Source organism: Luteithermobacter gelatinilyticus (genome assembly GCF_005849285.1).
GTDB lineage: Bacteria > Pseudomonadota > Alphaproteobacteria > Sphingomonadales > Emcibacteraceae > Luteithermobacter > Luteithermobacter gelatinilyticus.
Map to the genome: position 1 here is coordinate 2,976,218 of NZ_CP040517.1, position 14,467 is coordinate 2,990,684.

Sequence of the window (14,467 nt, forward strand, 5' to 3'; positions counted from 1 at the left end):
AAAGAACAAGGCCACCGTTCTCTTGACTTCAATTTAAAATGATTCTAAATTTTCAGAAATTTCTGAAATTTAAGGAAATACAGAAAATGAAGCTTTCCGATCCGTTGCAGGCCTTCGTCTCCCATTTCGGGGAAATGGGCAGCCGCTGGGGCATCAACCGCACGGTGGGGCAGATTTACGCCCTGCTGTATATCAGCGAAGAGGCATTGTGCGCCGATGAGATTGCCGCAGCGTTGCATATCTCACGCTCCAATGTGAGCATGGGACTGAAGGAGCTGCAAAGCTGGCGCCTGGTGCGGCTCAAACATTTTCCGGGCGACCGCAAGGATTATTTCACCGTACCCGAAGACATCTGGGAGATTGTGCGCACCCTGGTGGAGGAACGCCGCAAACGGGAAATCGAGCCCACGCTGTCGGTGTTGCGCGATATCCTGATGAAACAGCCGCCGGACAAGGATGAGGCCTATGCCCACAGGAAACTCGAAGAACTGCATGATCTGATCGATATGCTGACCCGCTGGTACATGGACATGCAGAAAATCGACAATGAGCGTCTGGTGCACCTTCTGAGCCTCGGCGCCAAGGTCTACAAACTTTATGAAATGAAAAACAAACTGCGGCTGATTCCGGGGCGAAAATCCCAGGAACACCGCGCATCCGCAAAGCCCCAGAAATCCGAGGAGACAGACGATGTTTGACCTCGATCCCCTGCTTCTGGCCCGTATCCAGTTTGCCTTCACCATTTCTTTCCATATCGTTTTTCCCGCCTTCACCATCGGTCTGGCAAGCTGGCTGGCCGTCCTTGAAGGGCTGTGGCTCAAGACCGGCAATCCGGTCTATCGCGACATCTACAGATTCTGGGTCAAGATTTTCGCCGTCGCTTTCGGCATGGGCGTGGTCTCAGGCGTGGTGATGTCCTATCAGTTCGGCACCAACTGGTCGGCCTTTTCCGACAAGACTGGCAATATCATGGGGCCGCTTCTGGGGTATGAGGTGCTCACCGCCTTTTTCCTCGAGGCCAGTTTCCTGGGCGTCATGCTGTTCGGCTGGAACCGGGTGAGTGCGAAAATGCACTTTGCCGCCACCGTCGTGGTGGCCATCGGCACCCTGATCTCCAGCTTCTGGATCCTGTCCGCCAACAGCTGGATGCAAACCCCGCAGGGCTTCCGCATCGACGAGATGGGCATCTTTCATCCCACCGACTGGTGGGAGGTGATTTTCAACCCCTCCTTCCCGTATCGCTTTGCCCATATGGTGACAGCCGCCTATCTGACCACCGCCTTTGTGGTCGGCGGGGTGGCGGCCTTTTACCTGTGGCGCGGCCGGCATCGGCAGCCGGCGCGGGTCATGTTCGCCATGGCCATGCTGATGGCGGTCTTTGTGGCGCCCTTGCAGATTTTCATCGGTGATCTGCACGGGCTCAACACCCTCAAGCATCAACCCGCCAAGGTGGCCGCCATGGAAGGCATCTGGGACACGGAAAAAAGCGCCGGTCTCAGGCTGTTCGCCTGGCCCGACGAAGCGGCGGAAACCAACCATTATGAAGTTCAGGTGCCGGGGCTCGCCAGCCTGATTCTTACCCATGACTGGCAGGGCGAGGTGAAGGGGCTCAAGGAATGGGCGAAGGAAGATCGCCCGCCCGTGGCCATCGTGTTCTGGTCGTTCCGGGTGATGGTGGGCCTGGGCACGCTGATGGCGCTGACCGGAGTCTTCGCGCTGATCCTCCATTTTCGCAAGCGACTCTATGACAGCCGCTGGTTCCAGATCTGGTGTATGGCGCTCACCCCGTCCGGTTTCATTGCCCTGCTCGCGGGCTGGTTTGTGACGGAAGTAGGCCGTCAGCCCTATACGGTTTACGGCCTGCTGCGTACGGATCAGTCCGCCTCCCCGATCCTCGGTGAACAGGTGGCCGTGTCGCTGTTGGCCTTTGTGGTGGTATATACCTTCCTGTTCGGCGCCGCCAGCTATTATATCCTGCGCACGCTTGCCAAAGGCCCGACTGAAAGCAGTGAGGAGGCCGATGAAACCCCGTATGGCGCGCATGGCCTGAAACAGCCGCCCACCGCTGCGGACATGCTGGGTGAATAAGGAGACGAACGATGTTCAATTTTGACAGCTTTCTCAATCTGCCGCTGATCTGGGGCGGCCTGATCGCTACCGCTATCCTGCTTTATGTGCTGCTGGACGGTTTTGATCTGGGGCTTGGCATCCTGTTTCCCTTCGCCCCCGATGAACAAAGTCGGGACCGCATGATGAACAGCATCGCGCCGTTCTGGGACGGGAATGAAACCTGGCTGGTGCTGGGCGGCGGTGGCCTGTTCGCGGCTTTTCCCCTGGCCTATGCGGTACTGTTGCCGGCGCTCTATATTCCGATCATCCTGATGCTGCTGGGGCTGATTTTCCGGGGCGTGGCGTTTGAATTCCGGTTCAAGGCCACAGGCCGGGACCGCCAGCTGTGGGATCTGGCGTTTCATAGCGGTTCGCTGCTGGCCACCTTTATGCAGGGCATGGTGCTAGGTGGGTTCGTGCAGGGAGTTATGGTAGCAGGCCGCAGCTTCGCGGGCGGGCCATTTGACTGGCTCACCGCCTTCAGCGTCATGACCGGTCTCGCCCTGGTGTTCGGCTATACCCTGCTGGGGGCCACCTGGCTGGTAATGAAAACCGACGGCCCCTTGCAACACTGGGCCCGGCGGGTGGCCCGGTATGTATTGGGTTTTGTGGGGCTTGGCCTGGCGTTGGTCAGCCTGACCATGCCATTCCTCAATGAAGGAGTGAAGGAGTTCTGGTTCTCTCTGCCCAACTTCTGGGCATTGTTGCCACTTCCACTGATCACCGCCGGGCTGTTCGCGCTGCTTTGGCGCAGCCTTGGCCGCGGCCGGGAGGTTCAGCCCTTTCTGCTCGCACTCACAATTTTCCTGATGGGGTTCCTGGGGCTCGGCCTCAGCCTCTGGCCCTGGGTTGTGCCCTACCACTTTACACTGGAAGAGGCCGCCGCCGCCCCGGAAAGCCTGTCGCTGCTGTTGGTGGGGGCGGTAATCTTCCTGCCGATGGTGCTCGCTTATACCGCCTGGAGTTATTATGTGTTCCGGGGAAAGACAGCGGAAAATGAAACCACTTACTAAAGGTCAGAAACAATGGCTATGGTTCCTGATCCTGGGGATCGGGAGCCTCGTCGCCACCGGCCTGCTCTCCCTCCTCGTCAAGCTGGTGATGAATATCTTCTGACGCCTGTGCTTGCGGCAATGCCGCTTTTCCGTTATAGCTTTTCCCGATGGTGCCTAGCCCCCGCATCGGGGACCGGGATAATAGGGAACACGGACGGAAATGATTCCGAAACCGTGGCTGTGCCCGCAACTGTATGTGGCGAGCCGCTTGCCCAGAGACCACTGGATCATCATACAGGATCCGGGAAGGTATGCAGACGGCCCTGACCCATGAGCCAGGAAACCTGCCATCACGTCGCCCGCCGGCCCTCGGGACAAGGGACCGGGACGGAACGGATTTTCCCCTCCGGTTATCCCCTTTGGCGACATGACTGTAACATGTGTGACAAGGTGCCCTTTTCGCCCGGGCGCCCTGCATTACGGGAGAGGATCCGGATCAGACATCATGAATGAGCAACACCCGCTTCATCAGCATCTTTTTCACATCTTCCTGTTGGCCCTTGCCCTGCTGATCGGATTTTTCAACCTGTTTATTGGCGAAGTTCCCCTTTCCGCCGGGGATATTCTGGCGGGCCTTGCCGGTACGGGAGACGAAACCACCACCATCATCATACAGGAACTGCGCCTGCCCCGGGTGGCCCTCGGGCTTCTGGCGGGAGCAACCCTGGGACTCAGCGGCGCAGCATTGCAGGGACTGTTACGCAATCCGCTGGCGGACCCCGGGGTGATCGGCGTGTCCTCCAGCGCGGGGCTCGGCGCCGTCATCGCCATTTATTTCGGGCTCAGCGCGAGCCTCCCCCTCACCGTGCCGCTTCTGGCCATGACCGGGGCGCTACTGGCAACCCTGGTGCTGTTGTTTCTCGCCGCCCGCGACGCCAGCATCCTGACCCTGATCCTTGCCGGCATCGGCATCAGTTCACTGGCCACCGCCCTGATGTCCCTGGTTCTTAATTTCGCGCCCACCGCCATGAGCGTACAGGATATGATCATGTGGCTGCTGGGCAGCTTGGAAAACCGTACCATCCAGGACCTGGGACTGGCGCTGCCCTTTATTCTGTTGGGCTGGGGCCTGATGTTGGGGGTCGGACAAGGACTGGACGCCACCAGCCTGGGCGAAGAAACCGCACATACGCTGGGCATCAACCTGAAACGGCTGAGGCTTCAGGTGGTTCTTGGCAGTGCGCTGAGCGTAGGCGCCGTGGTTTCCATCTGTGGAGCGGTGGGTTTTGTGGGGCTGGTGGTGCCCCATATCATGCGCCATTTCGTGGGGCATGCGCCCGGCCGGCTGCTGCTGTCCAGCGCCCTGGGCGGTGCCATTCTGCTGAGCCTCGCCGATCTTGCCACCCGGCTGCCAATAGGGCAGGGGCAGCTGCGCCTGGGCGTGGTCACCGCCTTTGTGGGCGCTCCGCTGTTCCTGTATATCATTTACAAAACCCGGGAGATGATGCGATGAACCATCAGAATGACGGACCGCTCGGACTGTGGGCCGAGGATCTCCGGGTCAAGGTTGGCGGCAGACAGATCCTTAAAGACGTCACCTTCTGTCTGCCCCGAGGCGGGGTTGTGGGCCTGATCGGCCCCAATGGCGCGGGCAAAAGCACTTTGCTGCGCGCCACGTTGAACCTGATCACACCGCAGAGCGGCCGGGTCCGGATTGACGGCCGCGACAGCGCCAGTTTCCCCCCGAAAGAGCGCGCCCGCAAGATCGCCTATATGGCCCAGGGCGCACCGGTACACTGGCCGCTGACGGTGGGGTATCTGGTGGCTCTGGGCCGCATTCCCCATCTCGATCCGTGGCGGAAGCTCGGCGCGCAAGACCAGGCAGCTATCGACCGGGCGCTCAGACTCACCGATACGCTACACTTGAAAGACCGAATCACCACCACACTCTCCGGCGGCGAACGGGCCTGCGCCATGCTGGCACGCGCCATCGTCTCCGACGCGCCCTATCTTCTGGTTGACGAGCCGGTGGCAAGCCTGGATCCGTTTCATCAGTTACAGGTGATGACGATCCTGAAGGATCTGGCGCGCGAAGGACACGGGGTCATGATCGTGCTGCATGACCTCACCCTGGCGCAGCGATTCTGCGATTACCTGATCCTGCTTCATGAGGGCGAAGTGCTGGCGCAGGGCGGCCCAGATACGGTGTTAAACGACGAATACCTTGCCCGCGCCTTCCACATCCGCGCCGCCCGCTGGCGGGAAAACGGGGATCATTTCCTAGTGCCGCGTACGGGGCTTGCGCCTTATGAGCGGGAAACGAAAAACGCCTGATAGGCCCGGAGCATGTCTTTGAGTACCGGCCGCAACGCCTGCGCCCGGTCTTCAAGGAAGGTATAGGGCGCCTCTTCCCGCATATAGCTGGCCTGCGCGATTTCCATCTGAATCGCGTGGATATTCCGCGCCGGATCGCCGTAATGACGGGTGATATAACCGCCCTTGAAACGGCCGTTCAGCACCGTCTCGTAGGGGGACTTTTGACCCAGTTCCAGAAGTCGCGCAGCCACCTCAGGGGCACAGCTCACCCCCCCTCCCGTGCCCAGGTTAAGATCCGGAAGTGTCCCCTCAAAAAACCGTGGCACCCGGCTCTTGATCGAATGGGCATCCCATAACAGGGCAACCCCATATTTTTGCCGCAAACGATCCAGTTCCGCCCGCAGCCGCTTGTGATAAGGCCGCCAGTACCGTTCAACCCGTTCGGCCACTTCGTCCGACGTCGGGGTCTCACCGTCAAGATAAAGCGGTTGGTCGTCAAAACTGGTGGTCGGGCAGATTTCCGTCTCGCTCTGTCCTGGATAAAGCGCGCTGCCGCCGGGATCCCGGTTCAGATCCACCACATACCGGCTGTAGCGGGCCCGGATCACCGAAGCCCCAAGCTCCCGGCAAAAATCATACAACCGGTCCACATGCCAGTCGGTATCCGCCAGTTCCCACCCCACTCCTGTCATGCGGCCGGCAAGGGCCCCGGGAATCTCCTGACCCACATGCGGCATGCTGATCAGCAACGGGCCGTCACCCGCCTCAAACTCATAGACCGGATCACTCATGATCCCCTCCGGAAGGCAGGATCGCTTTGGCAGGGCCAGAAAACGCCCCATCCCGCACCAGACGCGCGGCCTTGTCCAGATCGGGGGCAAAATAGCGGTCCTGATCATAAAACGCCACCTCTTCCCGGATGATCTGGTGAAACTTCTGGAGCGCGGGCGAGGTTTTCAGCGGATGCAGCAGATCAATGCCCTGCACCGCCGCCAGAAGCTCGATGCCCACTACCGTTGCCGCATTGCGGGCCATGTCATGAAGCCGGCGCGCACCAAAGGTGGCCATGCTTACATGATCTTCCTGATTGGCGGAGGTGGGCAGGCTGTCCACGCTGGAGGGATGGCTCAGGGTCTTGTTTTCCGACACCAGCGCCGCTGCGGTCACCTGGGCGATCATGAACCCGGAATTGAGCCCGCTGTCCTGCACCAAAAAGGCAGGCAGGCCGCTCATTTTGGGATCCACCAGAATGGCAAGCCGGCGTTCCGACAGCGCGGCAATCTCGGATATGGCCATGGCGAGAATATCGGCGGCGAAGGCCACCGGTTCGGCATGAAAATTGCCCCCGGAGATCACGTCCCCCTGTTCGGGGAAGATCAGCGGGTTGTCGGTCACCGCATCCGCTTCGCACAGCAGGGTCGCCGCGGCCTGACGGATCAGGTCCAGCGCCGCCCCCATCACCTGCGGCTGGCAACGCAGGGAATAGGGATCCTGCACTTTCTTGCAATTTTGGTGCGAGGCGAGAATCCCACTGCCCTCCAGCAATACCGGATAAAGCGGCGCCACGTCGATCTGCCCCGGCTGACGGCGCGCGGCATGGATGCGCCCGTCAAAGGGCGCGATGCTGCCCTTCAGCGCATCAATGCTCATGGCCCCCGCCACCACCGCTGCGGCAAACACATCCTCAATCATAAACAAAGCCTTAAGCGCCAGGGCCGTTGAGACTTGTGTGCCGTTGAGCAGCGCCAGGCCCTCCTTGGCCGCGAGGTTCAGGGGTTTCAAACCGGTCTTGTCCAGCGCTACCGGCGCCGGGAGTTTTTCGCCCTCAAGATAAATATGACCATATCCCATCAGCGCCGCCGTGAGATGCGCCAGCGGCGCCAGGTCCCCCGACGCGCCGACGGACCCTTTTTCCGGAATGGCGGCGACCAGGCCGGCATTGTTAAAGTCTATCAGAGCGCGCACCACCTCCGGTCGCACGCCGGACAGACCCTGCGACAGGCTGGAAATCTTCAAGGCGATAATCAGCCGCACCACCTCTTCCGGCAGGTCCTTCCCCACACCGCAACTGTGGGACAGCACCAGATTTCTCTGCAACTCTTCCAACTGGTCTTTGGGGATTCCTGTATGGGCCAGAAGGCCGAAACCGGTATTGATGCCATAGGCGGTTTTGTCTTCTGCGATGATTTTTTCCACCACCGCGCGGGATTTTTCGATCCGTTGCCAAGCCCCGTCCTCAAGTTTAAGATGATGGGTTTCCTGAGAAAGACGGCGTAGATCCGCCAGGGTGAGATCTCCGGGGCGCAGGATAAATTCTGAGGTCATGATGTCATTCCCCCTCATTTAACATCGGCAGATTCAGATGATGTTCACGGGCACACTCACGGGCAATGTCATAGCCCGCATCCGCATGACGCATCACACCGGTGGCCGGATCATTCCACAACACCCGCGCAATGCGTCGGGCCGCCGCCTCGGTGCCGTCGCACAGCACCACCATGCCCGCATGCTGTGAAAAGCCCATGCCGACACCGCCACCGTGATGCAGGCTGACCCAGGTAGCTCCGCTCGCCGTATTCAACAGCGCATTGAGCAGCGGCCAGTCGGACACTGCATCCGAACCGTCCTTCATGGCTTCGGTTTCCCGGTTGGGGCTCGCCACCGAGCCACTGTCCAGATGGTCGCGGCCAATCACCACCGGCGCCTTCAGTTCTCCGGACCTCACCATGTCGTTAAAGGCCAGACCCAGCCGGTGCCGCTCGCCAAGCCCGACCCAGCAGATCCGCGCCGGCAGCCCCTGGAACTGGATGCGTTCCCGGGCCATGTCCAGCCAGTTATGCAGGTGTTTGTGGTCCGGCAGCAGTTCCTTGACCATCTGGTCAGTTTTGTAAATATCCTCCGGATCGCCGCTCAGGGCCGCCCAGCGGAACGGCCCGATGCCCCGGCAGAACAGCGGCCGCACGTAGGCCGGCACAAATCCCGGAAAGGCAAAAGCGTCCGTCACCCCTTCCTCAAACGCCATCTGGCGGATGTTGTTGCCATAATCAAAAGTGGGCACGCCCATTTTATGGTAGGCCAGCATGGCTTCCACATGCCGGGCCATGGACCGGCGCGCCGCCGCCGCCGTACCCTTGGGATCTCGCGCGCGGCGCTGGTCCCATTCCTCTACACTCCAGCCAATGGGAAGGTATCCATTAACCGGGTCATGGGCCGAGGTCTGATCGGTCACCGCATCCGGGCGGATGCCGCGTTCCACCATTTCGGGCATGATCTCGGCCGCATTGCCCAAAAGTCCGACAGAAACGGCGTCGCCCCGCTCGGTGGCCTCCCTGATGAGTTGCATGGCCTCGTCGAGGCTGTCGGCCCGGCGGTCCAGATAGCCGGTGCGCAGCCGGAAGTCGATGCGGTCAGAGCGGCATTCGATAGCCAATATGCTGGCGCCCGCCATGGTGGCGGCCAAAGGCTGCGCCCCGCCCATGCCGCCAAGCCCGGCGGTCAGGATCCATTTCCCCTTGAGATCTCCGCCATAGGACTGCCGGCCCATTTCCACAAAGGTCTCATAGGTGCCCTGCACGATCCCTTGGGAGCCGATATAGATCCAGCTTCCCGCCGTCATCTGGCCATACATCATCAAGCCCTTGCGATCCAGGTCGTTAAAATGATCCCAGGTGGCCCAGTGCGGCACCAGATTGCTGTTGGCGATCAGCACCCGCGGGGCATTTTCATGGGTGCGGAAGATGCCCACCGGCTTGCCGGATTGCACCAGCAGGGTTTCATCCTCTTCCAGATTTTTCAGGCTGTCCACAATACGGTCAAAACACTCCCAGTTCCGGGCCGCCTTGCCAATACCGCCATAAACCACCAGGTCCTCCGGATGTTCGGCCACATCCGGGTCCAGATTATTCATCAGCATGCGCAGTGGCGCCTCCGCCGCCCAGTGTTTTGCGTTGAGTTCTGGGCCGGTTGGAGCCTTGATCACTCTCGTATTCTGTTGCGTCATCATTCTATACCTGTCTATACAAGATTAATTAAAAATATTGATTTATCGTCCCCCGTTTCGTGATCCAGTTCATAAAAACCTCACCACAAAACCTGGGAGCAGAGCACTTAAGGGGTAAATTTTCCCGATAACTCGTAACGGTTGCCGGGATGATACAGACTCGCAATGGTCGCCACCTGATCATGGGACCACGTCCGCCGTTCAATCAGCAGGCACGGCTCATCCGCGTCCATGCAAAGCTGGGCGCGTATCTCCGCCGAGGGCTGTACAGCCCGCACCACATGTTCCGCCTGCAACAGCGGAGCTTCGGTGATCAGATATTCATAAGGCGTGATACGGGTAAAATCTTGCTCAAGATAGCCAGGAACCACCGTTGCATTGACAAACCGGTCTTCCAGCTGGATGGGTTGCCCCTGTTCTTCGTGAAGAATCAGGGAATGAAACACCTCTGTGCCGACCTCCAGCCCCATGGCCTGCGCCGTATGGGGGTCGGCCTGGGTTTTTTCAAGCGCCAGGACCTGGGCAGAATAGTGATGTCCCCGGTTGCGGACCTCATCGGCGATATTGTGAATTTCCAGAGGGTGGCTGCGGGCCTTGAGATCGGCCACAAAGGTGCCAACCCCGGCCAGACGTTCAAGGTATCCTTCGTCGGTGAGCTCCCGCAAGGCCCGGTTGGTGGTCATGCGCGAAACGCCGAACTGCTTCACCAGGTCATTTTCGGACGGCACCCGCATGCCTGGCGCCCAGTCCCCCGCCCGGATGCGCTCCAGAATATGATTCTTGATTTTCCTATATAACGGAGCGGCAGCCACCGCGCTTCTGTTGCTCATGCTGTTTTCTCGTCCTTTGGTTGACTTTTATCCGGACTCTTTATCCGGACTTTGGCGCCGCCAGAAGTTTTTCCATGGTCGCCCGGAAATTCCGGACAATATCGTCTTCCACTTTGTGGCGGCCATCGCGGATGATCCACTGTCCGCGCACCATAACATCCTTAATGACCGGCGTCGTCCCGTTAAAGACAAAACTGTCGATCAAGGCCTCATCGGGACATCCCGCAAAAGCGGGGGCTTCCGGATCAAGAATCATCAGATCGGCCCGCTGACCCACGGCAAGCGCGCCTGTCTTCAAACCGCTGGCCCGGGCACCGCCCATCAGCGCTGCCCGCAACAGCCGTTCCCCCGTATGAGGCGTCTGCACACTGGCGGCAAGATTGCGGTGACGATACCAGAGCCGCTGGCCATATTCCAGCCAGCGCAACTCTTCCCGAAGATCGCGGCTGACATGGCTGTCCGAACCAATGGCGATGCACCCGCCGTCCTCCAGATAATCGGCCAACGGGAACAACCCATCTCCCAGATTGGCTTCCGTCGTGGGGCACAGGCCCGCCACCGCGCCACTTTGCGCCAGCTTTTGCCGCTCACCACTGTCCAGGTGGGTCGCATGCACCAGGCACCAGCGTTCGTCCACTTCCACATGGCTCATCAGATAATCCACCGGACGCTGGCCGCACCATAGCCGGCAGTCCTCCACCTCCTTGACCTGTTCGGCGATATGAATGTGGCGAACCGCCTCGGGGGCGAAATTTTCCATCTCCCGCAGAGCGTCCAGGGGCACAGCGCGCAGGCTGTGAAATGCGAGGCCCAAGGACTGGTTATCGCCCAGTCGTGCTTTCAGACTGGCCCAGAGTGTTGCGTAAGCCTCAGGATCAAGCGCGAACCGCCTTTGTTCCGGCAGCAGGCCGCTGGCGCCAAACCCGCTGGTCATATACATCACCGGCAGCAGCGTGAGCGCCAGCCCCACCTCCGCCGCCGCCCGCATTAACGACAGGGACAGCTCCGCCGGATCGTCATAAACCACACCCCCCGGCTGGTGATGCAGGTAATGAAATTCGCAAACCCCGCCATATCCGCCTTTGGCCAGTTCAAGATAAAGCCCGCGGGCCAGATGATACAGGTCTTCCGGATTGATTCGGCCGGCAAAATGATACATTAACTGCCGCCAAGTCCAGAAGCTGTCCTGTGTGGACGCCCGGTATTCCGCAAGCCCCGCCATGGCCCGCTGGAACGCATGGGAATGACAATTGATCACCGTCGGCAAGGCATATCCCCTGATTCGCCGACCGCGGGAATTTTCCACGCTGGCCTGTATCTTGGTAATATGGCCACGCGCATCCAGTTCCAGCAGGACATTGTCCCGCCAGCCTTCTTCCAAATAGGCTTTTTGCAGTATAATCTGCGTCATCGCTCACCAGTTATCATAACTTGTATAGACAAGTTAAGTCTAGATCACTTATAGTCAAAGTCAATACAGAAAAATGAAAAAGGATTCTATCATGCCGGACGATACCACATCCAATATGATCTGGGAAAATGCCACGCTTCTGACGCTCTGTGATAATGGCGCCCCTTACGGACGGATTGATGATGGGGCACTGGTCATCCAGGATGGCCTCATCGCCTGGGCAGGACCCCGCGCCGAGCTGCCGTCGCCGTTTTCAGGCCTTGCGCGGCGGGATTGTGGCGGGCGATACATAACCCCAGGCCTGATCGACTGTCACACCCATCTGGTCTATGGCGGCGCACGCATTGATGAATTTGAACAACGCCTGGCCGGGGTTCGTTATGAAGACATCGCCCACGCGGGAGGCGGCATCCTGTCCACCGTTCGGGCCACTCGCGAAACACCGGAAGACCAGCTATATAAGACCGCCGCAACGCGCCTTAAGCAGATGATCCGGCATGGCGTAACCACAATCGAGATCAAGTCTGGATACGGGCTTGATACGGAAAGCGAGATGAAAATTCTGAGGGTGGCCCGGCGACTGGGACAGGACTTGCCGGTAGATGCAAGCGTCACCTTTCTGGGGGCCCATGCTCTGCCGCCGGAATATAAAGATAACCGTCAGGGATATATTGACCTGATTTGCGACGAAATGCTGTCCCGCATCGCCGAGGACAAACTGGCCGATGCCGTGGACGGATATTGTGAGAAAGTGGGCTTCAGCGCCGCTGAAATGGACCAGGTCTTTCAGGCGGCCACCCGCCTTGGCCTGAAGGTCAAACTTCACGCGGAGCAGTTGTCCAATTGTCATGGGGCAATTCTCGCCGCCCGCCACAAGGCGCTGTCCGCCGATCATCTGGAATATCTGGACGAGGCCGGTGTCGACGCGTTGGCCAGCGCCGGCATGGTGGCCGTACTTTTGCCGGGGGCCTATTATTTCCTGAAAGAAACCCAGAAGCCGCCCGTGGGCCTGTTGCGGCGCTACAATGTGCCCATGGCCATCGCCACGGATCACAATCCGGGCACATCCCCGGCTCTGTCGCTGCCTTTGATGATGAATATGGCCTGCATCCTGTGGGGACTGACCCCGGAAGAAGCCCTCACCGGCGTTACCCATCATGCCGCGCGCGCCCTGGGAATGGCGGATCGGGGCCGCCTCGATCCCGGCCAGAAGGCGGATTTTGTCCTGTGGGACATCGGCCATCCCGCGGAACTCGCCTATCAGATCGGCGGCAATGCCTGCGCCGGCGTCATCAAGGCAGGTCGGGAACTGGACCTTGGGGATTAGGTCTCTTTCGCGGTTCAGAAAATCGCAAGATAACTGTCATATTCCAGGCTGGTTACCGTACGGCCAAGACGGGCCAGTTCCTGTTCCTTGGTCAGCAGATACCAGGTGACAAAATCCTCCCCGAAATAATCCCGCACCAGGGAAGACCCCCCAAACCGCTCAAAAGCCCGCACCCAGGTGTCGGGCAGGATCATGGCGCTGCCGTCATGATCCTTTGTGGCATAGGCGTTGCCGTCCACCGGCGGGGCGGCCTTGAGTTTCCGGCTCAGCCCGTGATGCACCCCGGCCAGAATCGCCGCCAGCACCAGATAGGGATTGGCATCCGCCCCGGCCAGGCGGTGCTCGATGCGCCGCGAGGCGGGAGCGCCGGAAGGAATACGCAGCGCCGTGGTGCGGTTGTCATAGCCCCAGTCCGGCGTGATGGGCGCATGGGCGCCCGGCTGGAACCGGCGGTAACTGTTGATATTGGGTGCAAAAACGGCCATGAAGTCGGCCATGCTGGCCGCAAGTCCCGCCACCGCATGACGCAGCGCCGGACTGCCGTCTTCCCCACCATTATCAAAAATATTGCACCCGTCCTGATCCAGCAAGCTGATATGGACATGGAATCCGTTACCGGAAAGTTCCATAAAGGGTTTGGCCATAAAAGACGCCAGCAGATCGTGACGGCGCGCCATAGTCTTGATCGCCCGTTTCATCATAATCGCCTGATCCGCCGCCCGCCGCACATCCGGCTGATGATGAAGATTGATCTCAAACTGGCCGGGTGAGGCTTCCTTGACAATCGTATCCACCGGCAGGCCCTGCCCTTCACAGGCGATTCTCATGTCATTCAGGACATCGGTATAGTGGGACAATACGTCAATCCCATAGGTTTGGGCCCCGATCAGACCCGAGGGGGTCTGCGGCCCGGCATGGGCAGATGACGGGACCGCGGAACTCCCCGGCGTTCTGTCCAGAAGATAAAATTCCAGTTCCGCCGCCACCACAGGCGTAAGCCCTAGTGCCGCCAGACGTTCCAGTTGCCGCTGGAGCACCCCTTGCGGGTCATAAGGCAGAACAGCGCCTCTAGTATCATGCATTGTGGTGAGCACCTGCGCCGCCGGGGTCTGCGACCAGGGCACGCGAACCAAACTGCCGGCCACGGGATGGCAGTATCCGTCCGGATCCCCCTTGGCAAACACCAGTTTATCAATGTCATTGCCCCAAACATCCAGCGCCAGCGTAGTCTGCGGCAGTTTCACCTGCCCGGCGCAGAGTTTCGCCAGTCCTGCTGGCGTGATCCATTTGCCGCGTAGAATGCCGTTCATGTCTGGCTGCAACACTTCGATCACTTCGAGGTCTTTGTGGGTCTCAAGAAAGGTTTCCGCGTCCTGGCTGGTCAGATATCGTGGAGTAGTGTTCATGGGCGTTCCTGTGTTTTGTCATCCGGTGCTCTCTCTTGATTAAGCATATTTTTCAGCTTTTTGCAATTTGTGA

Annotated in this window: 12 protein-coding genes and 1 riboswitch; of the genes, 6 read left to right on the forward strand and 6 right to left on the reverse strand. The window is 59.6% G+C overall.

Annotation, left to right across the window (positions count from 1 at the left end; translation table 11 throughout):
• Nucleotides 1-86: 86 nt before the first annotated feature.
• The 5 genes from FE788_RS13365 (at nucleotide 87) to FE788_RS13385 (ending at nucleotide 5,438) form a co-directional block, all read left to right on the forward strand.
• Entirely contained in the window at nucleotides 87-698 is a 612-nt protein-coding gene (locus FE788_RS13365; protein ID WP_138381110.1) for a GbsR/MarR family transcriptional regulator, read from the forward strand.
• A complete protein-coding gene (locus FE788_RS13370) occupies nucleotides 691-2,088 on the forward strand; it encodes a cytochrome ubiquinol oxidase subunit I (RefSeq protein WP_138381111.1) in 1,398 nt (465 codons plus the stop codon). Before FE788_RS13365 ends, FE788_RS13370 begins: the two co-directional genes overlap by 8 nt.
• Before the next feature lie 11 nt (nucleotides 2,089-2,099).
• Nucleotides 2,100-3,122, forward strand: coding sequence for a cytochrome d ubiquinol oxidase subunit II (gene cydB, locus FE788_RS13375; protein ID WP_138381112.1), 1,023 nt, complete (start codon nucleotides 2,100-2,102; stop codon nucleotides 3,120-3,122).
• A gap of 133 nt (nucleotides 3,123-3,255) precedes the next feature.
• Nucleotides 3,256-3,470, forward strand: a riboswitch (cobalamin riboswitch).
• A gap of 139 nt (nucleotides 3,471-3,609) precedes the next feature.
• Complete coding sequence (locus tag FE788_RS13380) at nucleotides 3,610-4,617, forward strand: FecCD family ABC transporter permease (RefSeq protein WP_138381113.1); 1,008 nt, start codon at nucleotides 3,610-3,612, stop codon at nucleotides 4,615-4,617.
• Nucleotides 4,614-5,438 carry an ABC transporter ATP-binding protein gene (locus FE788_RS13385; protein ID WP_138381114.1) on the forward strand — a complete coding sequence of 275 codons (825 nt, stop codon included), beginning with the start codon at nucleotides 4,614-4,616 and terminating at the stop codon, nucleotides 5,436-5,438. The genes FE788_RS13380 and FE788_RS13385 overlap by 4 nt, the downstream gene beginning before the upstream one ends.
• On the opposite strand, the gene hutG is transcribed toward FE788_RS13385, so the two are convergent.
• The 5 genes from hutG to FE788_RS13410 all read right to left on the reverse strand — a co-directional run bounded on the left by hutG (nucleotide 5,411) and on the right by FE788_RS13410 (nucleotide 11,661).
• Nucleotides 5,411-6,211, reverse strand: coding sequence for an N-formylglutamate deformylase (gene hutG / locus FE788_RS13390; RefSeq protein WP_138381115.1), 801 nt, complete (start codon nucleotides 6,209-6,211; stop codon nucleotides 5,411-5,413). The two genes, FE788_RS13385 and hutG, sit on opposite strands and share 28 nt — an antisense overlap.
• Nucleotides 6,204-7,745 (reverse strand): histidine ammonia-lyase, encoded by a 1,542-nt coding sequence (gene hutH, locus FE788_RS13395; protein WP_138381116.1) that lies wholly within the window; start codon nucleotides 7,743-7,745, stop codon nucleotides 6,204-6,206. Before hutH ends, hutG begins: the two co-directional genes overlap by 8 nt.
• A gap of 4 nt (nucleotides 7,746-7,749) precedes the next feature.
• Nucleotides 7,750-9,423, reverse strand: a complete 1,674-nt coding sequence (gene hutU / locus FE788_RS13400) for a urocanate hydratase (RefSeq protein ID WP_210414005.1) — start codon at nucleotides 9,421-9,423, stop codon at nucleotides 7,750-7,752.
• Nucleotides 9,424-9,527: 104 nt separating this feature from the next.
• Nucleotides 9,528-10,250: a histidine utilization transcriptional repressor HutC gene (gene hutC / locus FE788_RS13405; RefSeq protein ID WP_138381117.1), complete on the reverse strand. Its 723-nt coding sequence runs from the start codon at nucleotides 10,248-10,250 to the stop codon at nucleotides 9,528-9,530.
• 40 nt (nucleotides 10,251-10,290) lie between these two features.
• Nucleotides 10,291-11,661 carry a formimidoylglutamate deiminase gene (locus FE788_RS13410; RefSeq protein ID WP_138381118.1) on the reverse strand — a complete coding sequence of 457 codons (1,371 nt, stop codon included), beginning with the start codon at nucleotides 11,659-11,661 and terminating at the stop codon, nucleotides 10,291-10,293.
• Nucleotides 11,662-11,752: 91 nt separating this feature from the next.
• Between FE788_RS13410 and hutI the strand changes: the two genes are divergently transcribed.
• The gene (hutI, locus tag FE788_RS13415; protein WP_138381119.1) at nucleotides 11,753-12,988 is read left to right on the forward strand and encodes an imidazolonepropionase; all 1,236 of its coding nucleotides are present in this window, start codon (nucleotides 11,753-11,755) and stop codon (nucleotides 12,986-12,988) included.
• A 14-nt stretch (nucleotides 12,989-13,002) separates the two neighbouring features.
• On the opposite strand, the gene FE788_RS13420 is transcribed toward hutI, so the two are convergent.
• A complete protein-coding gene (locus FE788_RS13420; protein WP_138381120.1) occupies nucleotides 13,003-14,394 on the reverse strand; it encodes a glutamine synthetase family protein in 1,392 nt (463 codons plus the stop codon).
• Nucleotides 14,395-14,467: the final 73 nt, after the last annotated feature.

Excerpts from the sequence above, each read along its gene's own strand:
- FE788_RS13365 (WP_138381110.1), top strand. The coding sequence starts at position 87 with ATGAAGCTTTCCGATCCGTTGCAGGCCTTCGTCTCCCATTTCGGGGAA.
- FE788_RS13370 (WP_138381111.1), top strand. The coding sequence starts at position 691 with ATGTTTGACCTCGATCCCCTGCTTCTGGCCCGTATCCAGTTTGCCTTC.
- cydB (WP_138381112.1), top strand. The coding sequence starts at position 2,100 with ATGTTCAATTTTGACAGCTTTCTCAATCTGCCGCTGATCTGGGGCGGC.
- FE788_RS13380 (WP_138381113.1), top strand. The coding sequence starts at position 3,610 with ATGAATGAGCAACACCCGCTTCATCAGCATCTTTTTCACATCTTCCTG.
- FE788_RS13385 (WP_138381114.1), top strand. The coding sequence starts at position 4,614 with ATGAACCATCAGAATGACGGACCGCTCGGACTGTGGGCCGAGGATCTC.
- hutG (WP_138381115.1), bottom strand. The coding sequence starts at position 6,211 with ATGAGTGATCCGGTCTATGAGTTTGAGGCGGGTGACGGCCCGTTGCTG.
- hutH (WP_138381116.1), bottom strand. The coding sequence starts at position 7,745 with ATGACCTCAGAATTTATCCTGCGCCCCGGAGATCTCACCCTGGCGGAT.
- hutU (WP_210414005.1), bottom strand. The coding sequence starts at position 9,423 with ATGATGACGCAACAGAATACGAGAGTGATCAAGGCTCCAACCGGCCCA.
- hutC (WP_138381117.1), bottom strand. The coding sequence starts at position 10,250 with ATGAGCAACAGAAGCGCGGTGGCTGCCGCTCCGTTATATAGGAAAATC.
- FE788_RS13410 (WP_138381118.1), bottom strand. The coding sequence starts at position 11,661 with ATGACGCAGATTATACTGCAAAAAGCCTATTTGGAAGAAGGCTGGCGG.
- hutI (WP_138381119.1), top strand. The coding sequence starts at position 11,753 with ATGCCGGACGATACCACATCCAATATGATCTGGGAAAATGCCACGCTT.
- FE788_RS13420 (WP_138381120.1), bottom strand. The coding sequence starts at position 14,394 with ATGAACACTACTCCACGATATCTGACCAGCCAGGACGCGGAAACCTTT.